The organism is Paenibacillus sp. (assembly GCF_031177825.1).
Classification (GTDB): Bacteria; Bacillota; Bacilli; order Paenibacillales; family YIM-B00363; genus Paenibacillus_AE.
Genome location: NZ_JAPSKE010000023.1, coordinates 36,533 through 60,397, shown reverse-complemented (window position 1 = coordinate 60,397; position 23,865 = coordinate 36,533). Strand labels below are relative to the sequence as shown.

The following is a 23,865-nucleotide window of genomic DNA, read 5'->3' as shown; positions in this document are numbered from 1 at the left end:
GTGAATCGACAATGGTTGATAATGGAAAGGCGTTCCAAGTTTTTGCGAACATGACAATGCTCGCTTTTACGATCTTTTGTTTATTTCCGTTTGTACTGCTTGTCGTTTCCTCATTTACAGATGAGAGCACACTCATTCGCGACGGATATTCGTTATTCCCGGCAAAGCTTGGTTTTGAGAGTTATGCGTACATGTTTCAGCGGGCAGATACGATTGCAAGAGCATACCTCATAACGATCGTTGTAACGGTTGTAGGTACGCTTACTAGCATGCTGCTTACGGTGCTGCTCTCCTACCCGCTATCGAGACGGGATTTGCCGCATCGCAACACATTTGCTTTTCTTGTATTTTTCACCATGCTCTTCAACGGCGGACTTGTGCCTACGTATATTATGTGGACACGATATTTAAATATTGATAACACGATTTGGGCGCTCATCATCCCGGCATTGCTGCTGAACGCTTTCTATGTGATAATGATGCGTACGTACTTTATGACTAGCATCCCGGAAGAAGTCATTGAGTCGGGGCGGATCGACGGTGCGGGGGAGTTCCAAATTCTGGCTCGGTTGGTGCTTCCAATGTCGGTGCCAATGATCGCTACATTGTCTCTGCTAATAGGGTTGAATTATTGGAACGACTGGCGGAACGGGTTCTATTACTTGACCGATTCGAGTTTGTTCAGTATTCAGAACATGCTCAATACGATGCTTCAGGATGTCCAATTTCTGGCCAGCGGCGGAGCTGGCGGGAATGCCGGGGAAATTGCGGCTACAATGCCGAGCGTAGGTATCAAAATGGCAATTGCCGTAGTAGGCGCTGTACCTATTTTAATTGTATATCCATTTTTCCAGAGATATTTTGTCAAAGGTATCACGGTTGGAGCAGTCAAAGGTTAATGTTAAGCACAAAAAAAGGCCCCCATGGAGAATGCTCTCCATAGGTGGCCTTTGCTGTAATTTGAACTTATTCATCTCAAGGGGATTCATCCATGAAAAAGAAGGTCAGTGCATCATTCCAAATGAATGTATTGCGCAACTTATTACTGATTACGCTTCCATTGATTGGCTTACTGTCGGTATATAATTTCTACTCTTACTACACATTTAACGCCAAATTTGTGGAGTCTAATCAACAGTCGCTTGCGTTATACGCACGGAATATGCAGATTGATCTGAATGCGCTGGACACGCTATTGACTCATATTACGGTGGCGGATCACAATTTTCGCATAATTAGTCATCCCGCCGATGAACTTCAAGCTCATGTGGCAGCTCATGAAATTATGATTCAATTTAAATCGGCGCTCAACTCCTACAAGATGGCAGATGCATTTTTTGTATACAGCGAGGGCAATCAAACGTATCGCGATATTTTTACATCGGGTTATCCCTATGAATTGAAAGAAGCGATCCGACGGAAAATGCATGATTTGGCCAAAACGAACGATAATTTTTACTATAAAAGCTGGTTGACTTACGAGGTCCAAGGTAAAAACTATTTATTCAGACTGCTGGGCAAGGATGGAACTTATGCAGCTATTATGGTGGATCTTGAGCGTGTCTATTCAACGGATCTGGTGCATGACGGCGTCAAGGTGATCCACGCTACAATGGATCAGGTTGCGTTGACGAATCGGCAGTTTGTAGAAGAACAGGATCTTTGGAACAATGACAATTATGTTGTAGTCAGCGCCCCAATTGAGAACAGTGATATTCAATTGGTGTTCGCCGTTCCCAAGCCTAATGTATTCAAAGGTGTGTTCGCAATCCTGTTTTCCTTGTCTCTGCTGGCGGTCGTACTCGTCTTTACTCGCCTTATCAAGTTGAACCGTTCCTTATTGTTGCCATGGCTGCGGCTGGTGAACAGAATTGGCAAGGGCTCCGATCCTCAGCTGCGCGAAGAATATTGGATTGAAGAATTCCAGCAAGTAGATGCTGCTTTTACTCATATGTCGAATGAAATTCAACAATTGAAAATTGTAGCTTACGAGGAGGAAATTCGGCGGCAGAAAGCAGAACTGCAACATTTGCAGCTCCAGATTCGCCCCCACTTCTTTCTCAACTGCTTGAAAAGCTTATACGGCATGGCGCAACAGCAAAGCTTTGAGCGGATGCAGCAGATGATCCTAGCCATATCCAATCATTTGCGCTACAACTTTAGAGACAACTTGCAGCTAGTATCGCTTTCTCAAGAGAAGGAGCATGTGCAAAACTATATACGTATTCAGCATATCGCCCATCATATTCCGCCAATATGCGAATGGCATATCGATTCGGCATTGATGGATTTTGCCTTGCCGCCGTTGTCTATTCAAACCTTCGTAGAGAATAGTGTGAAATATACAATGAGACCGGATAGGCAACTGCATATCCATGTGAAAGCCACTATACTGGAGAGTGAGGATGGCAACTACGCAGACATTACGATTCAAGATAATGGAGACGGATTCGACACTTCGATTCTAGAAGAACTGAATCACGGAGATGCAACCATATACACCGACATTCATGTTGGATTAAGTAATTTGCGTCATCGGATATCCCTGCTTTACGGCGATAAGGCATGGCTCGTTTTCTTTAATACGGAAAGGGGAGCCGCCGCCGAAATGATCTTGCCGCTTCGTTCCAGACTGCAAGGGGAGGACGGGACAGAATGAATGTGCTAGTCGTGGATGACCAATACGATGTTGTACAAGGTGTCTTGACAGGTGTGGACTGGCAGAAGCTTGACATAACCGATGTCTTCCACGCCTATAGCGCGGATGAAGCGAGAAGGCTGCTCCGAGAGAAGGAGATACACATTCTGCTCTGCGACATCGAGATGCCAAGGGAAAATGGTTTGGAGTTGTACAAGCGAGTGAAGGAAGACTATCCGGGCCTACAGTGTATCTTTCTTTCCGCCCATTCCGAATTTGAATATGCGAAGGAAGCGATTCAGCTCGGCAGCTTTGACTACATTGTCCAACCAGCCAGCTACGAGGATGTTCATGCGTCAATCAAACGTGCCGTACTGCAAATTCAAGCAAACACTAAGCGGCAGGAGCTTTATGAATACGGTGCATATTGGAGGGGAAATGAACAGTTTCTGCTGGAAAATTACATTCGCGGCTTTCTGCTTAACGCAGGCCACTCCTATCGGCAGCTTCAGCGCGATTTGAACAATCTTAACATTCGCTTTTCTGCCCAAACATTATTTCGCTCGGTGCTCATTCAGTTTACGAAGCCGAGTGAACAGGAGGACAAAGACGTATTAAAGCGCGAAGTCGTTCAGTTGATGGAACCGTATCGCTTGAAGGTTTTGATCGCCCAGTTGGATGACATGAATTATTTGGCGATTCTATATACAGAGGGTTCATTCGACGCTCCGGTTGAAAGCTTGCTCAAGCAATTGATCGTGCGCATTCAGACGAAGCGTTCCTGCTCTATCGTTTGCTATTTATCGGATATTGGGCTGGCTGACATGCTAAAGCAGCAATATCGGACGCTCTGTCAGATGCGTCAGCACAATGTTGCCTTATACAGCAAAGTATTTGCGAGGCAAAATATGAATCACCACAAGGAAGGCTCCCACGGGGGGCCCGATATGCAGGAATGGGTGATGCTTATAGCCAACGGCGGCAGTAGGAAAGTGCGTAACGAAATTCACAATTATTTGGCTCGGCAGAAACAAATAGGTGTGGTTCATGCCGAATTTCTGGCGCGGTTCCATCAGGATTTCATTCAGCTATTCTTGACAATCGCCAAGCAGATGAAGCTGGATGCCAGCGAGGTTTTCTTCGCGCGCTACCCTTACTCTGAATACATTCAAGCCTACACTTCACTCGACAAGATGCTTGATCTGGTCAATTTCGTAATGGATTATGTGGAGGAGCACGCATCTGATGTGAACCATGTACCGGATCCTATTGAGCGCGCAATTGCATACATCGACCAAAATATTGAGAAAAGCTGCAGCCGTGCGGAAATTGCCGAAGCGATCTACATTAATCCGGAATACTTGTCACGACTGTTCAAGAAGGTAAAGGGGATATCACTTAATGACTATATAACGATGAAGAAAACGGAAATCGCCAAGTCTCTGTTGAGGAATACGAATATTCCCGTCAATCTCATCGCATCTAAAGTCGGCTACTCCAACTTCTCATACTTCTCGCAAGTATTTAAAAAATATTGCGGCTTTGCACCGCTGGAATACCGGCAACGGAAGGGATCGTGAGCGATTATGGCAGAACAATTCAATGCCCGTTGCGGAACATGAGCTCATACATCGAGCACTGGCACTGATGCTTGCGGAACTTGAAGAGTTGACCTCAGGTCTGAAGTAAGCTAAAGACGCCAAGACGCCGAATACCTGCGTTATTGCAGGTATTCGGAGGGGAATGAACTGTATTTATGCAGGCGAGCGGACCGCCGCCGCCGTCTCCAAGGAAAGGGCGACGCGATCGTGTACGGGCGTACCCTTGCAGGTTCGTAGAAAGGTTGAAAGAAACCGCGATAAACTTCAAAATCCGCAGAAAAACCACAATGATGTTCTTAATAAAGAACAATGCTGTGGTTTTTCTGCGTTTTCCGCCGTTGTTTAAATGTCGGTCGACTGTTAGAGTAATGTGGCGCGATACAATTTGTATCGATTTTTCAGGATCGGACGGAAAGGCTGAATTATTTTTTCATGACGGGAGTGATCGACATTTATCGCAAGATGGTATTGATGTTGTTATCGTGCCTGCTGCTGCTCGGCGTAATGCCCCAGGCGGCGAACGCAAGCACGGGAGTACTAGGTCAGTGGATCATGTGGAGTCAGGAGGGGAATGACTACACCACGTTCGGCGGCAACGCCAACATTACGATCTATAACGGGAAGATGCAGATGATTCCGCATTGCCCGGTAGGCTTTCCCGACGGATTGACCACATGGACCGACTTGTTCATCGTGAAGAGCGGCAGCGTCCATCCGCTGACCTCCGACGGCAAAGAGCTGAAGGATGCAGGGGGCGGCAAGCCGAACAGCGTCATGAGTTTGTCGACAGGCCTCTTCATTTCCGAGACGATCGGGTTCACCGGACCGGAGGGGAAGATTCCTCCCGGCGAGTACGCCATCGTATTCGACGAATGCCAAGACGGCAAGTACAATGCCCTCGTCGACGGGGTCATCGATCCCGCCTTCAAGGTAGAGTTCACGACCGGCGTCGTTCCGCCGCTCGATCTGACGCAGCTGAAGGAAGATGCAGGGAAGTTGGCGGAGCGTTGGGGAAAGTATAAGAAGCACGCGGAAAAGTTGTTCAAACTCGCGAAGGCGGCGGACGCCGGCCGAAACCCGAACGAAAAGTTCGTGGACTTCCTCATGCGCAGCGGCCTCCAAGATCCGAGAACGATGGCCTTGCTTCAGCTCGCCAATCAGGCGAAGCATTATCAGGGCATCAAAGACGACCCGCCGGATCCGGACTATAAGCATATTACTCCGTTGGGAGAGCGGGTTGTACTCGATTTTCAAGATCATACGCCTCTAGAAGTTTCCATGCAATCTCTCGCGAACGAAGTCGCTAAAGAGCAAGCGATCACCCGCCAAATGTGGACGCTGTTGGAGCGTTATCAAGGCGCGCAAGCGATGGGCGACGTGAATTGGGCGTTAACGCACGGCAAGGCGCTAAGCGACAACGTCAACTTGCTGCTGGATCAGCTGCAGCTGACGAACTTCAGCGTCTCGCGCTTCAACCAAGTATTCGCCGAGCATACGGCGGCGCTGAACGAGAAGGCCGCGGCCTTGGTCGAATTGCAAGCGCGGGTGGCGGGCTCGGGCTTCACCGAGGAAGAGGGGCGGCACTTCGCCTCGCTCGGCATGACCCCGGACGACATCGAGCAGTTCAAAGCCGAATTCCTTGCCATGGACTTCGAATTTACGAAAGCGGCGATGTTGGCGGAAGGATCGGGCGTCATCGATGACAACAACGCGTTCGGCGCGAATCTGGTCGACTTCGGCAGCCATGTCGTCGACCTCGTGAACCAGCTTCTGCAGGACCCGACGGTCGCGGACGACGATCCGTTCGCGAACGCGGGAGGTCCGTACGCCGGCAACGAGGGTCAGGTCATCGCGTTCAACGGCGGCGGCTCGAGAGGGGACGCCCCGCTGACGGCGTACGAGTGGGACCTGGACAGCGACGGGGCGTTCGACGACGCGCAAGGCGTCGTCGCGACGTATACGTATCACCGGCCGTTCTACGGGCTCATAGGGCTGAGGGTCACGGACGGCAACGGCAAGCAGGCGGTCCACTACGCTCAGATCGCCGTCGCGGAAGTGAACCGGATGCCGGCCCTGGTCGAGCGGACGCCCGCCGGGCGCCAAGTCGAGCAGCGCGTCGGCGAGGAGACGTCTTATCGAATCCAGGCGCTGGATTTGGATAACGACCCGATCCGCATCGAATGGTTCGTGAACGGCGCGACGACGGGACAGACGGGAGAGACGTTCGCGTATCGTCCGACCGCGGTGGGCCTCCATGCCGTCGAGGCGCTCGTCTCCGATTCGAATCCGCTCGGGGGAACGTTCCTTGTCAGTTGGATCGTCAAGGCGGCGCAGCGACAGCCGCCGGCCGCCGTCAGCCTCGCCCCGGCGAACGCGACGCTGGAGCTCGGCGCGGTCCATACGCTGCAGGCGACGGTGCTCGACGCGCAAGGCCAGCCGGTCGTCGGCACGCCGGCGACGCTCGAGGTGACCGGCGCGCATCCGGCGACGCTCGCGGCGACGACGGACGATAACGGCGTAGCGACGTTCCAGTACGCCGGCACGCAAGAGGGCGACGATCAGGCCGTCGCAAAAGTCGGCGCGCTGTCGTCGAATCCGGCTACGGTCGCATGGAGCACGGCGGACGTGACGCCGCCCGCGACGACGGCGGTATTATCGCCGTCCGCGCCCGACGGGACGGGAGGTTATTATCGATCCCCGGTCACCGTCACGCTTCAAGCTTCCGACGGCGGCAGCGGCGTCGCCAAGACGGAGTATCAGGTCAACGGGGGAGCGTGGACCGTCTATGCGTCCCCGGTTACGTTCGGCGCGGACGGATCGTACACCGTCGCCTATCGAAGCGCGGACTATGCGGGCAACGTCGAGACCGCGAAGCAGGTCTCGTTCCTGATCGGCGCGTCCGAATTGCCTCAAGCGTTCTTCAACCCGGTGACGGCGGGCAAGAACGTCGCTCTGCTGGAGGAGCGGGCGACGATCGAGGCCGTCTCGAGCAATTACGACTCGGGGCACAGCGCGGAGAACATGTTAAAGTTCAATTACCATAGCCCATGGGCCACGAAGACGGGAACCGATCAATGGGTGAAGATCGGGCTCTCGGACGGCGGGACGTATGTGATCGACCGCATCCAAATCCGGCCTCGTCCCTCCTTCGCCGACCAACGGGTGAAGGCGTTCGAGGTCGCGATTTCGAAAGACGGCTTGGACGACGACGATTTCACGACCGTGATCGAGGGTACGTTGGCCGATAACGGCGAGCTTCAAGAATTCATGCTCCCGAAGCCGATGGAAGCGAAGTACATTTTATTTAGACCCCTCTCGTCCCAAGGGGGAGGCGGCGTTATCTCCACGCAGCAATTCAAGGCGAAGACCGGCCAGATCGGCGGGGACACGGTGACGTTCCGGAATCTGTCGACGGATAAGAACGACGATATCGTCTCCTGGTCATGGGATTTCGGGGACGGAAGTCCGGTCAGCGCGGAGAAGGAGCCGACGCATACGTTCCCGGGGCCGGGCACCTATCCGGTGACGTTGACCGTCACGGACGCGGAGGGACGGTCCGACAGCTTTACCTTGGAGCAAACGGTCGAACCCGTCGACTTCGAGTTCGTTCCGCGCAATCCGAAGGAAGGCGAGTCGGTCACGCTCGTCAACACGACGGCGGGCGGCGATCAAGGCTTGATCAAGAGCAGCACGTGGACGTTCGGCGATAACTCTTACACGGACTACGGAATGACGGTTTCGCACTATTACCATGACAGCAATACGTACCTAGCGACGTTGACGATCGAGACGAAAGACGGGAAGACATACCAGGTGAAGAAGCCGATAACGCCTGAGAACGTCGCGCCCTTCGTCGATGCGGGGACCGACGTGACGGTGCTCGGCGGCCAGAGATACCGAGGCAACGCTCGAATCATGGACGCGAGCCGCGACGATCGCCATTCCTGCTTATGGGACTTCGGCGACGGCGCGACGTCGACCGCGTGCCAATTCGATCACGCGTACCCCGTTATGGCTAAGGACGCCCCGGACATCGTCTATGCGGCGACGCTGACCGTAACGGACGATGACGGCGGGGTAGGCCAAGACACCATGCATATTACCGCTCGGGCGGAGCAGACGCCACGGCAGATCGCCTTCTACACGTTCGACGGCAATTTCCTCGATTCTTCGGGGAACGGGAACCACGGGACGCCGTCGGTCGGCAATCCGACCTTCGTCGAAGGGTTGATCGGCCAGGCCGCGAAGTTCGACGGTAGAAGCGGGGTGCTCGTAGAAGACAGCGATTCGCTGGATTTGGCCACGTCCTTCAGCTTCTCCATGTGGATCTATAAGGAGAACGGCGGTACCGGGGGCTACGCTCCGATTCTGTCGAAGGGCCATACGGAAAATTACGGGCCGTATTCGTTCCTGCACGACGGCTGGGGCGCTTCGCCCGGGATGCGTCTGAAGAGCGGCGACCGGCCGGGGTATACGCATCTGTTCCCGAACACGCCGATGCCGAACAAGGAATGGTATATGTCTACCGTCACCTGGGACGGATCGACGGCGAAGTATTACATTAACGGGGAATACAAAACCTCCATTCCTTGGAAGGGCGTCTTCGCCAATACGGACGGGAAGCTGACGATCGGGTTCGATCCGCCGGGAGCGACGGAATATTTCAACGGCATGATGGACGATTTCCGCATGTATAACTACCCTCTGACCGAGGAAGAGATCGAGCAGCTGTATGAGCTGAAGGATCCTCCGGAACCGGTCGACACGCTGCCGCCGACGACGACGGCCGTAGTCGATTCGGTGTACGGACCGAACCCCGCGAACGGGTGGCACCGGTCCGACATTACGCTGACGCTTACGGCGGCGGACGCGGGAGCGGGCGCGGCGGCGGAGGAATACGTCTCCGGCGTCAAGTCGACCGAATACCGCGTGAACGGCGGCGCGTGGAACGTGTATACGGGGCCGATCCTGCTTGCGCAAGACGGGATCGCTATGTACGAGTACCGAAGCGTCGACAACGCGGGCAATGTAGAAGCCTCGCAGTTTGCGGAGCTGAAGCTGGACCGGACGGCGCCGGTCACGCTGTACCATTTCGATCCGATCTTCGCCACGAGCAAGCAAGGCAAGCAATACATCAGCGGGTTCGTCACGACGCTGCAAGCGTCCGACGCGCAAGGCGGGTCCGGGACGAAGACGACGCATTACCGCGTCAACGGCGGCGCATGGATGACGTACGCCGCTCCGTTCACGGCGCAAGCCGGCGTCACGAAAACAGTGGAGTATTACAGCGAGGATCAAGCGGGCAATGTCGAAGGGCCGATAAACAAGATGGATTTCGCGACCGGCGTCTTCACCGGCGCAGGATCTTATTAACCGAGCGGAGGAATAAGCGTATGGAAGGGAAGGAACATCAAGCCGTCTCGCAGCCGAAACGAACGTGGACCCGCCCGGAGCTGCAGTCGCTCGAAGCTCGTGAGACGACGGCGGAGTATTGCGAATACGTTTGGAACGGGCATTTCTGGCAAGAGCAATGTTGGTTCGAAAGTTAATCGAAGACGTAAGGCGCCCCGGCCATTCGGCCGGGGTCTTCTTCGTTTCCTAGGCAGGATTGCGCATTTCCCGGACCGGTGCAACCTTTCGAAAACGACCCCCGTCTGAATGATTGTCAACGTTGACAGACAATGGCACGCACACCAATTTGGATAGGGGATATATCGATAATGAAAAATAAAAAATTAGTCGCCGTTATGACCGTGGCCGGTTTGTTGGCTACTACGGCTTCCGTCGGAGCGCAGTCGTTGTTCGAGAAAGTATCCGGCATTCTGAATCATGAAGTCTCCGTCGTCGTGAACGGCGAGAAGACGTCCATCGTTCCCGTCTATATCGACGGCAAGGCGTATCTTCCGCTGCGGGACGCGGCGGCCGGTTTGGGCTACGAAGTGAGCTACGACGCCGGCAAGAACGAAATCGCCATTACCGGCAACGCGGAGGAAGAAGAGGTCGAATATATGACGGGCACCGGAGTGATCGCGGACATCGCGGAGATGGAAGACGGACGATTCCGGATCGAGTTCCTCGGGCACGGCTCGAACCGATGGGTCATCTTGTACGCGGACGAAGAGACGACGATCGTCGACGAAGCCGGCAAGGCTGTATCCGCGGCGGATTTGAAGGAAGGCACGCAGATCGTCGTCGAATACGGTCCGGTCATGGCGTTGAGCTTCCCGGGACAATCCCACGCCGCCAAGATTACCGTCGGCGCCGAGCGATTGGTGAAGGAGGACGTCATTCAATCGGTCGAACGTACGGACGACGGCTGGCAGGTGAAGTTCGGCGAGACGAAGGACGGCCAAGCCGCGACGACGTTGACGTTGAACGCCGGCAAGGAAACGGCCGTCATGACCGCGCAAGGCGAATCGGTCGAATGGGAAGATCTGAAAGCCGGGACGAAGGTCCGAGCGTACTACGGTCCGATCATGACGAAGAGCCTTCCGCCGCAGAGCCCGTTGTTTTATCTCGTCGTTCTTGGAGATGAAGAGTCTGCGCCCGGCAAGATGACGCCGGAGGCGGCGCAGGAATACCGCGACCTCGCGTGGGCGCAAGTGGCGGAACAAGCGGCACAAATTACGACGAAGCCGGAGGAAGCGATCGTATCCATCGTATCGGCGAAGGATTCGGGCGTGCTGGCGACCACGGAGGAGCAGAAGCAGCTGCTCGCTGACATTCAAGCGGCGAACGGCAATCTGGTGACGGTGACGTATCAAACCGAGCAAGACGAGCTTCTCGGGCCGCTGACCGTCGCGTTCGATTTCGAAACGAAAGCGTTCGTCGGCTTTTACGCCAGACGGTAATGGAACTTACACCGAATAGAGGGCTGTCCAAGGTCCGGCGATGCCGGCCGCGGGCGGCCCTCGTTCTTTGGCGGGAGGCATGGTATACTGAAGAGGTTCCGATCGAGAAGGAACCGGAGAGGTTGACCCATTTGTATACATTTCAAGATTGGAATTTAAAGGTGAAAGAGACGTTCAACGCGACCAGCAACGAAGAAGTGTTAACCGTGACGGAGGCGGGCAAGTCGCTGGGACTCTCCAAGGATCACATGAAATCCTATGTCGATAAGCATAAACTCACGAAGGTTTCCATCTCGCGAAGCATTCATCGGTATTTGTTGTTAAAGAGCGAAATCGATAACATCTTGGCGACGAAATAAATACGGTTTTGGGGAATAGGAGCATTCCGCCGTTGTCCGGCGGAGATGCTTCTTTTTTCTTAGGAAATCCCCCTACGCCGAACGGGGATCGTGCTATAATTCTTTGACGATTTTAATCGACCCATATTTGGAACGTTTTGTTCTAATTCGAAAGGGAGGGTTTCCGTGAAAAAGTTTCTGATCCTTACGCAAATCGCGTATGCGATCTTCCTGCCTTTCTGGTTCTTAATATGGGGGATTTCCTTCATGGGCTTCGATTCCGGCTTCAACTGGCTAGCCGTCGGCATCGTGACCGCAATCGGACTGTATCCGGTGGCCGGGCTCGTCTGCTCCATCTTGGCTTGGGTGCTTCGAACTCGTAAGGCGCGAGCGGCGGTCGTCGTGAACCTGATTCCGATGCTGTGGTTGCTCGGGATCGGCGTGCCGGTTCTCCTCATCAACCTCTTCCCGTAGCGGCGAGACAAGCGTACAATCCGATTCGTTTCTCTATTCATATAAATATAGAAACAGAGGATCGGAGGTGGATACGCGTTGAGAAACCATGGGAAGAAGAAGATTACCGTCGGAGTCGAAGATACCCGGACGGTCCGAATCCCGCTGAAGCCCGGACTAAGCGTACTGCAATGCATCAGCGGGAATGCGGAAGTGCTGGAATGCACCCATGATCGTACGTCGATTTCGATTACGGGACTTCGACCGGGAGTTACGACCGTGTGCGTGATCATTGGCGCGAACGGTCGGCCGGCGATGCAGCTCGTCTATGCGGTGCGAGTAGTAGAACAAGACGAAGAATGACGAAAAATGACGAAAGTTAATTGAAACCCTATTATCGTTGTGATACTATACTTGTATTCTCTTTGAAGGTCCGTAGCTCAATGGCAGAGCAACCGGCTCTTAACCGGTAGGTTGTGGGTTCGACCCCCACCGGGCCTATAGGGTTTCACGCATATGCTCGTCGATTCTCCCACGCGGAGGACGGCGAGTTTTTCTTTTTGAATAGTATGTTTACGTAAACGTATATGTAGACAATATCGTAAACGCACACATCAACATTTACAAAAACGTAGGTGAATCTATGTTTTTGTGGTATTTTTAAGGAAGAGATTTTCCTTACCGGCAGGAGGCAGAAGGCATGGCAGCTAAGATCATTACGTTCGGTATTCAAAAAGGCGGCTCCAGCAAAACGACGACCTCGGGCGTAACGGCCTATCTATTAAGCCAGAACTATAAAGTGTTGGCGATCGACCTAGACTCCCAGGGCAACCTGACGGAGCTGCTCACCCAACAAGATATCTACGATTTCCACGGCGCGACGATCTTCGAAGCTTTGAAGGAGAAAGACGCGAAACCCTATGTCCGCCGCATCTCCGACTCCTTGCATTTGATCCCGGCGGAGGATCATCTGGCGCGCTTCCCTTCGTGGCTCTACGAGCAATACCGCGGCAATCGTTCCTTGGTTCTGAAAGAAGCGCTGGAAAACGTGCAGGACGAGTACGATTACATCATCATCGACACGCCGCCGGCGCTCGGCGACCAGACGATCAATGCGTTGTCGGCTTCGCACGCGGTCGTAGCGATGTTCGAGACGAGCAAGTTTTGTTACTCCGCGCTGGGGAGATTCTTGGAAACCTGCGTGCATGTCCAAGAGCTCGTAAACAAGGAGCTGAAGATCGGCGGCATCCTGCGCTGCATGATCGACACGAGACGGACGGACAACAAAGCGTTGGTCGAGCTGGTGGAGGAGGAGTATAAGGAAATTTGCTTCGAAACGATTCTGACGCGAAGCGCGGCGACCGGAAGGTTATCCATCAACGGATTCCAGGATAATCCCGAGCTGAAGAAAGCCGTGAACCAATACCACGGGTTCGTAAAGGAGTTGTTGGAACGTGTCTAACGCGATGGAACGCATTAAAAATAAGATTCGAAACTCGAGCGGCGCGAGCGTTCATACGCAGCTGATCGATACGAGCGGAGCGGACGCCGAGCCGAAAGCTGAAAGTTACGTAAACGTATACGAAAACGAAAACAAACACGTATCCGAGCATGCAATCGAAAACGTAAACGTAAACGCAAATGCAGCGGTTGATCATGCAGCGTCTCAGGGCGGACCGCAGAAGCGGGAAAAACGCAAGAAATTTGAGGAGCTTTACAAGCGAGACACCTTCTGGATCCGGAACGAGCTCAAAGAGAAGTTAGACGCTTATTGCCAAGGAGAACGAGGGGAAAAGACGAGGATTGTCAACGAAGCGTTGAAGGATTACCTCGAGAAGCTTCCGTAAGTACATACTACAAGTAGGAAAAGGAGCCCCGCCGGGAGAATGGCGGGGCTCTTTTTCGATTAAGGCATTACAACGAGCGTCGGCGCTTCGCGGGATTGGGTGGCCTGTTCGTAATCGAACGCCATCCCGAGCAAGCTGGCTTCGCTCCACAGCTTCCCGACGAAGACGATCGCGAAGGGGGAACCGCTGTCGTAGTAGCCCGACGGCACCGTCACCAACGGCACGCCGGCGACGTTAATTTCGGAAACCGTCGTCGCGCCGATATTGTCCTCGGTGCTTAAGAGCGGCGATTCCTTGAACATCTGCGGGTATACGAGCGCGTCCAGATCGTATTTATCCATCGTCTCGTTGATGTATTCTAAGTATTTCGTACGCACCTCCACGAATTTCGACAAATCCGCGACGCCGTCCGGATCCGGCAGATTGCCTTCGTAGCGGTTAAAGATGGAAGGATTTTCTCCCGTTTTCTCCAGAAGCTCCTCTACCGAATGAATCGCGGCGTCGGGACCTAACCGCTCTAAGTAATCTTCCATATCGTAAATCACGGACTCGATGCCCACGGAGCCGTTCGCCTTCACGTATTCGGCGAAGCCGGTGTCGGCGAAAGGATCGGGGATGACGGTGGCGCCCTGCTTTTCCAATTCCTCTACCGCTTGATCGTACAGCTCCTGAGTTTCCTCCGTGAGCTCCTGATTCCGCCAACCCGGGCCGTAAAGTCCGATGCGTTCGCCCTTGAGCGCTAACTTGTTGAGTTTCGCGGTATACCCGTACTTCGGGATGTTGCCGATGGAGGCGACGGTTTTCGGATCCTCGTGACTGTAACCCGCGATCACGTCAAGCATGACCGCAGCGTCGCGCACCGTTCGGGCATGCGGTCCGATGACGTCGCGCGTGCTGCCGGCCAGCGGAACGACCCCGGCGTTCGGGACGAGTCCGAACGTCGGCTTAATGCCGACCAGCGCTTGAGCCGCGGCGGGATTCTGAATCGACCCGCCGGTTTCCTCGGCGATCCCGAGAACGGCCATATTGCCCGAGACGGCGGTCGCGGTGCCGTTGCTGCTCGCCCCCGGTACGAGCTTCGCGTCGACCGCGTTATAGGTATCTCCATCCCAGCTCGTCGTGGCTCTCGTTCCGGAGGAAGAGAAAGCGGGAATGTTCGTTCTTCCCAGAATGACCGCTCCCGCGGCTTTCAAGCGGGCCACGACCGGAGCGTCGCGTTCCGGGATCAGCTCGATGCCCCCGAGCTCCTTGGCTAACGGTTCCCAGCCCATCGTCGAAGGAAAGCCCGCCATGTCTACGGTTTCTTTGATAACGATAGGGACGCCGGCCAGCTTCCCGAGCGGCTCGCCCGACGCGCGAAGGCTAAGCCCCCGCGATGAAGGCGTCTACGATTTACATACTAGTCAGGGGATGGATGTGCGTCAATGGAAGTAACGTATATTTGTAATATAACCTAACGGAATGGTTGGCTCATTATGAAAAATAATATTAATTTCGCTAAGGAACCGCCTTTTCGCAAGGGAAAATGGAGCTTTGAGGAGTGTTTATAGAAGTGGGGGGTGATCGAGGGGGAGCAAGTGCAAAATGTTATATTACATAACATCAAATCGATGATTTATAGAATTTCACAAAGAGAAAGGCGATCGTTTTGTGAAAAATATAAAGACATCGCAAAAATGTTGTAATATAATATGACACATGACAAGGCGAACGACCTAAACATAGCAGTTTATGATTCAAAATCGGTTGACGACAGGTAGAGATTCCATTGCTTTTCTCAGAAAGGGGACGTAAAACGATGGCGACAGTCGATGCTACACCATACCCTTGGCCTTATGATGTTAGGATAGATCCCACGAAGACTGCGTTGCTCATCATCGATATGCAAATCGATTTTTGCGGCAAGGGCGGTTACGTCGAGCGGATGGGGTACGACTTATCGCTGACGGCGAGGGCCATCGGACCGATCAAGACGTTGTTGGAGCGCGTCCGGCAAATCGAGGGCTTCACGGTCATCCATACCCGAGAGGGACATAAGCCGGATCTGTCCGATCTGCCGGCGAACAAACGGTGGAGGAGCCGGCGCGCGGGAGCCGAGATCGGCTCGCTCGGCCCGAAAGGACGCATTCTCGTCCGAGGCGAGCCCGGTTGGGAAATCGTCGAGGAGCTGTCTCCGATCGAGGGGGAACCGATTATCGACAAGCCCGGCAAGGGAAGCTTCTATGCGACGGATCTGGACCTCATCCTAAAGAACAGAGGCATTACGCATCTCATGCTCACAGGAATCACGACCGACGTTTGCGTCCACACGACGATGCGGGAGGCGAACGACCGCGGGTACGAATGCTTGATCTTAGAAGATTGCACCGGCGCGACGGACGAGGGGAATCACCGGGCGGCGCTGAAGATGGTGACGATGCAGGGCGGCGTGTTCGGCAGCGTAGCGAGTTCCGCCAGCGTCTTAAAAGCGTTAGAAGAGTTTTGAAAAATATATAAAACAATCGGAGTGGTAGCTATGTGGGGAAAAGCAAATAAGAAGAAACCCGTACTGATCGCAATGTCTTTCATGCTTCTACTGTTGTCGGCTTGCGGCGGAGGCTCGAATGCGCAAACTGCGTCTCCCGCGCCGTCCGATTCGGCCGAAGTCCAAGAAGAAGCGGCTCCGAAGAGCCTGAAGAAAGTCGTCCTGCGGCTCAAGTGGGTGCATCAAGCGCAGTTCGCCGGGTTTTATGCCGCCGTGAAGAAGGGGTTCTACGAAGAAGCGGGCTTGGATGTCGAGATTCGCCCCGGCGGCTCGGATTTCCCTTCCGTGCAGATGGTCGCCTCCGGCAGCGAGGAATTCGGCGTCACGGGCGCGGACCAAATCCTGCTTGCGCGCGAGAAGGGCGTGCCGGTGACGGCGATCTCGACGATCTATCGCGAAACGCCGTTCGTGCTGTTCAGCTTGAAGGAATCGGGCATTACGAAGGTGGAGGATCTCGTCGGTCAGAAGGCGGGCGTCAAGCTCGGCGGGAACGAGGAGCTGACGTTCCGGGCGATGGTGGAAAGCGCCGGCGTCGATGCGAAATCCATCGAAGAGATGCCGATCAAGTTCGATCTGAGCCCGTTGCTCAGCGGTCAAGTGAAGGTGTGGCCGGGATACGTGATCAACGAAGTGCTCGCGGTAGAGGAGCTCGGGCATGAAGTGAATATTATTAGACCGGGCGATTACGGCATCAACTTCTACGCCGATACGCTGTTCACGACGCAGGCGTTGATCGAGAAGGATCCGGAATTGGTGAAGGGATTCGTCCAGGCATCCATGAAGGGTTGGGCGTACGCGTTGGAAAATCCGGAAGAAGCGGCGCAGTTCGGTCTCGAATATGCCGATAACCTGACGCTCGAGCACGAAGTGAACATGATGAAAGCGAGCGTTCCGCTGCTGCAGCCGGACAACTTGCCGCTCGGCAAGATGGACGAAGCGGCGTGGTCGACCTTGCAAGAGAGCTTGATGGGCCTAGGGTTCCAGAAGGCGGAGCAAGCGATGGAGGACGTGTTCACGAACGAATTTTTGGAATAGGAGGAGAGGCGCATGTTGGCGAAGGCGATCGAGTTGCAGCAAGGCGCTAACGGAATGCAAGAGGCGGCGGAGCCCCGGAATCGCGAGGTCGCGATTTCGCTGAGACGATGCTCCCTCTCCTTCGGGGCGGTCCAAGTGCTGAATAACGTATCCCTTGATATCTATAAGAACGAATTCGTCTCGATCCTCGGCCCGAGCGGCTGCGGGAAGTCGACGCTGCTCCGGCTCATGCTGGAGCTCCTGAAGCCGGATCAAGGCGGGGAAGTGGCCTACGCGTCCAAGAAGCCGAACATCGGCATCGTGTTCCAGAAGCCTGTATTGATGCCGTGGCTGACGGCCGTCCAGAACGTGGAGCTGACGTTGACGATGGGGCCGAACAAGAAGCTTTCCAAGCGGGAACGCAAGGAAAAGGCGGAGAGCGCGCTGCAGCTCGTAGGGCTGCAGGACTTCCGCGGCCACTTCCCGCATCAGCTGAGCGGAGGGATGCAGCAGCGAATCGCCATTGCGCGGGCGCTCGCCGCAGACCCGGAAATTTTGCTCATGGACGAACCGTTCGGCGCGCTCGACGAATTCACGAGGGAGAAGCTCAACTTCGACCTGCTCCGGCTGTGGGAAAACCCGAAGAGCAGCCTCAGCTCCATCGTCATGGTCACGCACTCCATTCAGGAGTCCGTCATCATGTCCGACCGCGTCGTCATGATGTCCCCGAGACCGGCCGGCGTGGATACAATCGTCCCGGTGCCGCTCCCGAGCCCGCGGGTCGTCGGGATGGAGGAGCACCCGGCGTTCTACCAGACGGTCAAGGAGCTGAGAAAGCGGGTGAAGGAACAATGAAAGACTCGTTCAAGAACGCATTGTATCCGCTGGGCTTCGCGGCCGTGTTCGTCGTCTTGTGGGAGCTCGCCGTTCGATGGTTCGACATTCCCGTTTATTTGCTGCCGGCGCCTTCGTCGGTCGTCTCGTCGATGGACGCGAACTTGGCGTCGCATATGACGGTCACGCTGCTGGAGGCGTTGGTCGGCTTTCTCATCGCTAACGTGCTGGGGCTGCTCACCGCCGTTATCTTCGTACATTCCAAGCCGATCGAAAAAGGGGCGTTCCCTCTCGCGATCGCGCTGAAGACGACCCCGTTGGTCGCCTTGGCGCCCTTGCTCGTCGTCTGGATGGGAACGGGGTATTCGTCCAAAGTCGTCGCCTCCATGTTAATTTGTTTCTTCCCGATTCTGGTCAACAGCGTCAAAGGGCTCAAGGCGATCGAGCATGAGGCGTGGGAGCTGTTCTCGACGTACAAGGGGTCGAAGTGGGACATGTTCTGGAAGCTTCGGCTGCCGACCAGTCTGCCGTACGTCTTATCCGCGCTGAAGATTTCAAGCTCCCTCGCGATCGTCGGGGCGATCGTCGGCGAATTCGTCGGCGCGAACAAGGGATTAGGGTACGTGGTGTTAGTGTCTTCTTATCATATGGATACTCCGGTTATGTTTTCCGCGATCATCGCTTCCGCCGCCTGCGGTTTGGCGTTGTTCTGGGCCATCGCTTGGCTGGAGAAGAAGGTAATCTTTTGGCAAAGGGTCGATGAGGCATGAAATGTTCGATCGTACGCATTCCGACGCGCTCCCCAAGCGACGTGTCGGCGCTGGGCGACGCGATCCGAGACGGATCGATCGAGCCGAGGGACGTCGTCGCCGTGTTGGGCAAGACGGAGGGGAACGGCTGCGTGAACGATTTTACCCGAGGGTACGCGGTTCGGTCGCTGCAAGACTTCTTCGAGAGACGGATCGGCGAAGCGGCTTCCCGCATCTCGTACGTCATGTCGGGCGGAACCGAAGGCGTCTTAAGTCCGCATTTGACGGTGATCAGTCGAACGTCGAACGGCAAGACGCCTTCGGACGGAACGAAGTCGCTCGCGATCGGCGTCCGCCATACGAGGGACTTCCGCCCCGAAGAAATCGGGCGGATGGCGCAGGCGGAGGCCGTCGCCGAAGCTGTCCGGGACGCCGTCGCGGAGGCGGGGATCGCGGACGCCGCGGACGTGCATTTCGTTCAAATCAAGTGTCCGCTGCTGACGACGGATGCGATTCGCGAAGCGTCGGCTCGCGGCGAAGCGGTCGTCACGGAGGACACGTACAAATCCATGGGTTACTCGCGAGGGGCGTCCGCGCTCGGAACGGCGCTCGCGTTAGGCGAAATCGACGGGGCGGCGTTGGTCGAATCGGACATCTGCCAAGCATGGGAGAAGTATAGCGAGGTAGCCTCCACCTCGGCCGGCAGCGAGCTGATCTGCTGCGAAGTGATCGTATTCGGGAACTCGTCGAACGCGGAGGGACCGTTCTTCGTCGATCACGGCGTCATGAAGGACGCCGTCGACGGCGACGCGCTTCGCCGATTGTTGGACGCGCACCCCGAAGCCGAGCTCGCGCAAGTGCTGGCGAAGGCGGAGGCGGACCCGACCGGCTTCGTTCGGGATCGCAGGCATACGATGCTGAACGATTCGGATATCAATCATACCCGGCATGCCCGCGCGGTCGTCGGGGGGGTTCTAGCTTACGTAAGCGGCGACCCGATGATTTACGTGTCCGGCGGCGCGGAGCACCAAGGCCCCGCGGGCGGCGGCCCGGTGGCGGCCATTTTCCGAAGAAAACAACCATAGAACCGGAGGAACGCGCGATGACGCTGATGAAAGAAACGAAGGTATTGACCGGCGAGACCATGAATTGGGACTTGATGCCGAACCATATTGAATTGTACCACCGGGAGATCGTCTCCGCGGCGGAAGCCGACGCCCTAGGCATTCGAATGAGCTCGATTCTATGGGAGAAGATCGGAGTCGGCGGCCAAGTGCTTCCTCATGTTCACGACGTCGTCGAGGTGATTCACATTACCGTCGGGAACGTGAAGCTCCTGCTCGGCAGCGGCGAGTGGAAGAGCTATCGGGCGGGGGACACGTTCCAGGTTCCTGCCGGCGTGCTCCATTCCGTCGCGAACGACGGCGATACCCCTAGCGAGCAGATCAGCATCTTCGTCCCGGTCGACCGTTCGGCTCCGGCGAATTCGTTCTTTAATACGACGTTAGTGGAAGATGTGTATTCCGTAAGAAAATAGTCGAGCCGGAGGCGGGTTCCATGGCGAATGACAATAAAATCGGCTTTACTTGCGGGGATATACCGCTCATTCCCGAGCTGAAGGAAGCGGTTCTGTTGGCGGGGGCGGGCGGGCTGCACCGTCCGATTACTCGCGTGAACGTCATGGAGGTGCCCGACGTCATCGATTGGGTGCGTCCCGGAGAATTTCTGATTACGAGCGGATTTCCGTTCCGGGACAACCCGGACGCGATCTCCGATATGATCCCCGCGCTGGCCGCGAGAGGCGTCGCCGCGCTCGGCGTTAAGACGAGACGATTCATCGATCGGATTCCGGAGCGCGCGCTCCGGGCGGCGGAGGAGCTCGGCTTCCCCATCTTCGAGTTGCCGGCGTCCACGGCCTTCTCCGATGTCGTGCGAGACATTATGGAGCGCGTCTTGGTCCAGGAGGCGCGGGAGCTGTCTCTCCTGCAGAGCCGCTTCCAAAAGCTGTCGCAGCAGCTGCTGCACGGGGCCGGCATCGAGGAGTTTCTGCAGGCGCTCGACGGGATGCTGAACAATCCCGTCATTTTGGTCGACGACCATGACAGGGTGCTGTTGTCGCCTCAGGCGGAGGTCGCCGCGAAGCGCATCGGGGACGATATGACGTGGTCCCGGCTGAGAGGGGACAGCGCGCTCGGCGTCAGCTTCATGACGGTGGGCGACCGCCGGATCCGCGTCTACGTCTCCGCCGTCAACGATCAATACACCAACTGTCTCATCCTCTTATTGGAATGGAATCAAGAGCACTCCGTCGTCGATCAGCTGACGATCGATCGGGTCGGCATTCTGGTGGGACTGGAAATGATGAACGCTAGCGCGCGGAAAGAGGTCGAGGCGAAATATATCGACCAGTTCCTCCAGGATTGGCTGACGGGGCGCATCGTGACGACGGAGGATGTCAAGATCCGGGCGGAGGCATGCGGGTGCCCTCTCGAGGAAGGACACGGCTTCCATGCGGGGACGATCCGCTGGGTGTCGGGCAAGCCGGGCTTGAAGCAGCTGCAGCAGGCGGTCAAGCGGATTCGGGTCCGGCTCGCCGGTCATCGCATTCAGGCCACCTTGCTGGAAGGCGGCTTCGCCTTCCTCGTCGCCGTCGCGCCGCAAGGGAACGCGCGCAGAGCCGTCGACGCCTTAATCGCGGAGCTAGGGGCGCTTGCGGATGCGGAGGGGTCCTTTTCGCTATGTATCGGGAATCGGGTCGACCGGGTGGATCATGTGCATCAGAGCTATCAACAAGCGAAGAAGATTCTGCACATCAGCGCCATCTGCGATGTAAGGGAGCCTTGCATCGATTACGTAAGGCTCGGCGTCTTCCGGCTGCTGTATATGCTGCCGGATGCGGAGGAGGTTCGGGAGTACCGCGACCGATACATCGTTCCTCTGCTCGAGTACGACAAGAAGAACGGCACGGCGCTGCTGGATACGCTGAAGACGTATTTCAAGCATAATCGGAACGTCAAGAAGACCGCCGCGGAGATGTTCACGCATTACAACACGGTCAACTATAGAGTCGAACGGATTTATGATTTGCTTGAGATTAACGCCGAGGTCGGCGACGAAATATTGCAGCTGCAGCTGGCGGTGAAGCTGCAAGAGATGCGGCCCGTCGAGGAGACGAGCGGCGAGAAGAGCTTGACATTATCCGGGTAGGAGAACCCGCGGGGGTGGCGAGGAATGGCGACGAAGACGGAAATACCGATCCGATTATCCATAGCGTGGCTAAGAGAGCAGTATGCGGCAGGAACCGTCACGCCTGAAGAGGTGGTGCGGGAGCTCGTTCGACGCGCGAACGAGGATGCGGAGATGAACGTCTGGATTACGCCGCCGGAGCTGGAGCGCATCGAGCCTTATCTGGCGCGTCTGCGAACGATCGATCCGGAGGAAGCGCCGCTATGGGGGATTCCGTTCGCGGCGAAGGACAATATCGACGTCTCGGGCCTGCCGACGACGGCGGCTTGCGCGGAATACGCCTACGTCCCCGAGACGCATGCGACCGTCGTGGAGCGGCTTGTCGCCGCGGGGGCGATTCCGATGGGGAAGACGAACTTGGATCAGTTCGCCACGGGGCTTGTCGGTACGAGGAGTCCGTACGGGGAGACGCACAACGCGCTGCGGCCGGACCTGATCAGCGGAGGATCGAGCTCCGGGTCGGCCGTCGCGGTCGCGAGGGGGCATGCGGCGTTCGCGCTCGGGACGGATACCGCCGGCTCCGGCCGCGTGCCCGCCGCGTTGAACGGGCTTTACGGCTGGAAGCCGAGCGTCGGGGCATGGCCGACGAGAGGCGTCGTGCCGGCCTGCGCCAGCTTGGACTGCGTGACGGCGTTCGCGCATACGTTGGAGGATGCGCTCGCGGTCGACGAGGCGGTGCGGGGGGAGGATGCGCAGGATCCATGGTCCCGCTCGATTCCGCGTTCGCCCTCGTCGCCCCCTTCCAAGCTGCTCGTTCCGAAGGGCCCGCTTGAATTCAACGGTCCTTACGCCGAAGCGTACGAAGCCGCCTGGAACGCTGCGGTCGAGCGAGCGGAAGCGACGGGGCTGCCGGTCGAGCGCATCGACGTCGAACTGTTCGCGCAGGCGGCAGAGATTCTATACGGCGGTCCGTGGGTAGCCGAGCGTTGGGCGGGGCTCGGCGATTTCATCGAGGCCCATCCCGGAACGGCATGGCCCGTAACGGAACGCGTGCTGCGCTCCGGCGCAGGCGGGACGTACGATGCGGCGTCCGTCTTCGCCGCGGCGCATCGGCTGCAGCGGTACAAGAGCGAAGCGAAGCGGCTTCTCGGCGACGGCGTGCTCGTCATGCCGACGTGCGGAGGCACGTGGACGCGGGATCAGGTGAGGAACGATCCGATCGCGACGAACAGCGTGATGGGCAAGTATACGAATCATTGCAACCTGCTCGACCTGAGCGCCGTGTCCGTTCCTTGCGGCGAGGCGGCTCCCGGGCTGCCGTTCGGCATTACGTTGTTCGCGTTATCCGGGAAGGAAGGGCGACTCGAGGCGGCGTCCCGGCGATTCGCGGTCCGAACGCCGACGACGCCGGTCGCCGTATGCGGATTGCATATGCGAGGACTTCCGCTCGAGCCGCAGATGCGTCGGTACGGGGGGAGGTTCGTTCGCGAGGATGCGACGGCCGCGAAGTACCGCATGTATAAGCTTCCGACCGAACCGGCGAAGCCGGGATTGGTGAAGGCGGAGTCGGGAGGCGCGTCGCTTCGATTGGAAATCTGGGAGCTGCCGCTCGAGACGTTCGGCGCCTTCGTCGCCGGCATTCCCGCGCCTCTCGGCATCGGCAAGGTAGAGCTGCGCGACGGAACGGAGGTGCCCGGATTCGTCTGCGAAGCGATCGGTACGGTCGGCGCGGAGGACATCACGGCGCTTGGAGGTTGGAGAGGGCTTGTAGAACAGGGCACGCAGTTCGAGATGTGTCTCGATTCGAAGGTGCACGGTCAATAATCGACA

General features: G+C 56.4%; 19 protein-coding genes, 1 tRNA gene and 1 pseudogene. 20 read left to right on the top strand and 1 reads right to left on the bottom strand.

Annotation, left to right across the window (positions count from 1 at the left end):
- Positions 1 to 11: 11 nt before the first annotated feature.
- The 12 genes from RIN49_RS21640 (at position 12) to RIN49_RS21585 (ending at position 13,728) form a co-directional block, all read left to right on the top strand.
- A complete protein-coding gene (locus RIN49_RS21640; RefSeq protein ID WP_309122232.1) occupies positions 12 to 899 on the top strand; it encodes a carbohydrate ABC transporter permease in 888 nt (295 codons plus the stop codon).
- 92 nt (positions 900 to 991) lie between these two features.
- Positions 992 to 2,659 (top strand): sensor histidine kinase, encoded by a 1,668-nt coding sequence (locus RIN49_RS21635; protein WP_309122231.1) that lies wholly within the window; start codon positions 992 to 994, stop codon positions 2,657 to 2,659.
- The gene (locus tag RIN49_RS21630) at positions 2,656 to 4,218 is read left to right on the top strand and encodes a response regulator (RefSeq protein ID WP_309122230.1); all 1,563 of its coding nucleotides are present in this window, start codon (positions 2,656 to 2,658) and stop codon (positions 4,216 to 4,218) included. Before RIN49_RS21635 ends, RIN49_RS21630 begins: the two co-directional genes overlap by 4 nt.
- A gap of 453 nt (positions 4,219 to 4,671) precedes the next feature.
- Positions 4,672 to 9,612 (top strand): OmpL47-type beta-barrel domain-containing protein, encoded by a 4,941-nt coding sequence (locus RIN49_RS21625; RefSeq protein WP_309122229.1) that lies wholly within the window; start codon positions 4,672 to 4,674, stop codon positions 9,610 to 9,612.
- Positions 9,613 to 9,632: 20 nt separating this feature from the next.
- Entirely contained in the window at positions 9,633 to 9,788 is a 156-nt protein-coding gene (locus tag RIN49_RS21620) for a hypothetical protein (RefSeq protein ID WP_309122228.1), read from the top strand.
- Between the two features lie 171 nt (positions 9,789 to 9,959).
- The gene (locus RIN49_RS21615; protein ID WP_309122227.1) at positions 9,960 to 11,090 is read left to right on the top strand and encodes a stalk domain-containing protein; all 1,131 of its coding nucleotides are present in this window, start codon (positions 9,960 to 9,962) and stop codon (positions 11,088 to 11,090) included.
- A 131-nt stretch (positions 11,091 to 11,221) separates the two neighbouring features.
- On the top strand, positions 11,222 to 11,449 hold the full coding sequence (locus RIN49_RS21610) for a DNA-binding protein (protein WP_309122226.1): 228 nt from the start codon (positions 11,222 to 11,224) through the stop codon (positions 11,447 to 11,449).
- Between the two features lie 165 nt (positions 11,450 to 11,614).
- Entirely contained in the window at positions 11,615 to 11,902 is a 288-nt protein-coding gene (locus RIN49_RS21605; protein WP_309122225.1) for a hypothetical protein, read from the top strand.
- 78 nt (positions 11,903 to 11,980) lie between these two features.
- On the top strand, positions 11,981 to 12,244 hold the full coding sequence (locus tag RIN49_RS21600) for a hypothetical protein (protein WP_309122224.1): 264 nt from the start codon (positions 11,981 to 11,983) through the stop codon (positions 12,242 to 12,244).
- Positions 12,245 to 12,310: 66 nt separating this feature from the next.
- Positions 12,311 to 12,382: transfer RNA gene (locus RIN49_RS21595), tRNA-Lys, on the top strand.
- Positions 12,383 to 12,581: 199 nt separating this feature from the next.
- Entirely contained in the window at positions 12,582 to 13,343 is a 762-nt protein-coding gene (locus RIN49_RS21590) for a ParA family protein (RefSeq protein WP_309122223.1), read from the top strand.
- Positions 13,336 to 13,728: a hypothetical protein gene (locus RIN49_RS21585; protein ID WP_309122222.1), complete on the top strand. Its 393-nt coding sequence runs from the start codon at positions 13,336 to 13,338 to the stop codon at positions 13,726 to 13,728. Before RIN49_RS21590 ends, RIN49_RS21585 begins: the two co-directional genes overlap by 8 nt.
- A gap of 59 nt (positions 13,729 to 13,787) precedes the next feature.
- On the opposite strand, the pseudogene RIN49_RS21580 reads toward RIN49_RS21585, so the two are convergent.
- Positions 13,788 to 15,071, bottom strand: a pseudogene (locus tag RIN49_RS21580) (amidase); the annotation flags it as partial.
- Between the two features lie 455 nt (positions 15,072 to 15,526).
- Between RIN49_RS21580 and biuH the strand changes: the two are divergent.
- Genes biuH through RIN49_RS21540 form a run of 8 tightly spaced genes read left to right on the top strand, consistent with a single transcriptional unit; the run spans position 15,527 to position 23,859 of the window.
- Entirely contained in the window at positions 15,527 to 16,213 is a 687-nt protein-coding gene (gene biuH, locus RIN49_RS21575; RefSeq protein WP_375295272.1) for a biuret amidohydrolase, read from the top strand.
- A 30-nt stretch (positions 16,214 to 16,243) separates the two neighbouring features.
- Positions 16,244 to 17,287, top strand: a complete 1,044-nt coding sequence (locus RIN49_RS21570) for an ABC transporter substrate-binding protein (protein ID WP_309122220.1) — start codon at positions 16,244 to 16,246, stop codon at positions 17,285 to 17,287.
- A 12-nt stretch (positions 17,288 to 17,299) separates the two neighbouring features.
- On the top strand, positions 17,300 to 18,121 hold the full coding sequence (locus RIN49_RS21565) for an ABC transporter ATP-binding protein (protein WP_309122219.1): 822 nt from the start codon (positions 17,300 to 17,302) through the stop codon (positions 18,119 to 18,121).
- Positions 18,118 to 18,870: an ABC transporter permease gene (locus RIN49_RS21560; protein WP_309122218.1), complete on the top strand. Its 753-nt coding sequence runs from the start codon at positions 18,118 to 18,120 to the stop codon at positions 18,868 to 18,870. The genes RIN49_RS21565 and RIN49_RS21560 overlap by 4 nt, the downstream gene beginning before the upstream one ends.
- The gene (gene atzD, locus RIN49_RS21555) at positions 18,867 to 19,934 is read left to right on the top strand and encodes a cyanuric acid amidohydrolase (RefSeq protein WP_309122217.1); all 1,068 of its coding nucleotides are present in this window, start codon (positions 18,867 to 18,869) and stop codon (positions 19,932 to 19,934) included. The genes RIN49_RS21560 and atzD overlap by 4 nt, the downstream gene beginning before the upstream one ends.
- Before the next feature lie 17 nt (positions 19,935 to 19,951).
- Positions 19,952 to 20,386, top strand: a complete 435-nt coding sequence (locus RIN49_RS21550; RefSeq protein ID WP_309122216.1) for a cupin domain-containing protein — start codon at positions 19,952 to 19,954, stop codon at positions 20,384 to 20,386.
- 20 nt (positions 20,387 to 20,406) lie between these two features.
- The gene (locus RIN49_RS21545; RefSeq protein WP_309122215.1) at positions 20,407 to 22,056 is read left to right on the top strand and encodes a PucR family transcriptional regulator; all 1,650 of its coding nucleotides are present in this window, start codon (positions 20,407 to 20,409) and stop codon (positions 22,054 to 22,056) included.
- Positions 22,057 to 22,080: 24 nt separating this feature from the next.
- On the top strand, positions 22,081 to 23,859 hold the full coding sequence (locus RIN49_RS21540; protein WP_309122214.1) for an allophanate hydrolase: 1,779 nt from the start codon (positions 22,081 to 22,083) through the stop codon (positions 23,857 to 23,859).
- Positions 23,860 to 23,865: the final 6 nt, after the last annotated feature.

Excerpts from the sequence above, each read along its gene's own strand:
- RIN49_RS21640 (WP_309122232.1), top strand. The coding sequence starts at position 12 with ATGGTTGATAATGGAAAGGCGTTCCAAGTTTTTGCGAACATGACAATG.
- RIN49_RS21635 (WP_309122231.1), top strand. The coding sequence starts at position 992 with ATGAAAAAGAAGGTCAGTGCATCATTCCAAATGAATGTATTGCGCAAC.
- RIN49_RS21630 (WP_309122230.1), top strand. The coding sequence starts at position 2,656 with ATGAATGTGCTAGTCGTGGATGACCAATACGATGTTGTACAAGGTGTC.
- RIN49_RS21625 (WP_309122229.1), top strand. The coding sequence starts at position 4,672 with ATGACGGGAGTGATCGACATTTATCGCAAGATGGTATTGATGTTGTTA.
- RIN49_RS21620 (WP_309122228.1), top strand. The coding sequence starts at position 9,633 with ATGGAAGGGAAGGAACATCAAGCCGTCTCGCAGCCGAAACGAACGTGG.
- RIN49_RS21615 (WP_309122227.1), top strand. The coding sequence starts at position 9,960 with ATGAAAAATAAAAAATTAGTCGCCGTTATGACCGTGGCCGGTTTGTTG.
- RIN49_RS21590 (WP_309122223.1), top strand. The coding sequence starts at position 12,582 with ATGGCAGCTAAGATCATTACGTTCGGTATTCAAAAAGGCGGCTCCAGC.
- biuH (WP_375295272.1), top strand. The coding sequence starts at position 15,527 with ATGGCGACAGTCGATGCTACACCATACCCTTGGCCTTATGATGTTAGG.
- RIN49_RS21570 (WP_309122220.1), top strand. The coding sequence starts at position 16,244 with ATGTGGGGAAAAGCAAATAAGAAGAAACCCGTACTGATCGCAATGTCT.
- RIN49_RS21565 (WP_309122219.1), top strand. The coding sequence starts at position 17,300 with ATGTTGGCGAAGGCGATCGAGTTGCAGCAAGGCGCTAACGGAATGCAA.
- RIN49_RS21560 (WP_309122218.1), top strand. The coding sequence starts at position 18,118 with ATGAAAGACTCGTTCAAGAACGCATTGTATCCGCTGGGCTTCGCGGCC.
- atzD (WP_309122217.1), top strand. The coding sequence starts at position 18,867 with ATGAAATGTTCGATCGTACGCATTCCGACGCGCTCCCCAAGCGACGTG.
- RIN49_RS21550 (WP_309122216.1), top strand. The coding sequence starts at position 19,952 with ATGACGCTGATGAAAGAAACGAAGGTATTGACCGGCGAGACCATGAAT.
- RIN49_RS21545 (WP_309122215.1), top strand. The coding sequence starts at position 20,407 with ATGGCGAATGACAATAAAATCGGCTTTACTTGCGGGGATATACCGCTC.
- RIN49_RS21540 (WP_309122214.1), top strand. The coding sequence starts at position 22,081 with ATGGCGACGAAGACGGAAATACCGATCCGATTATCCATAGCGTGGCTA.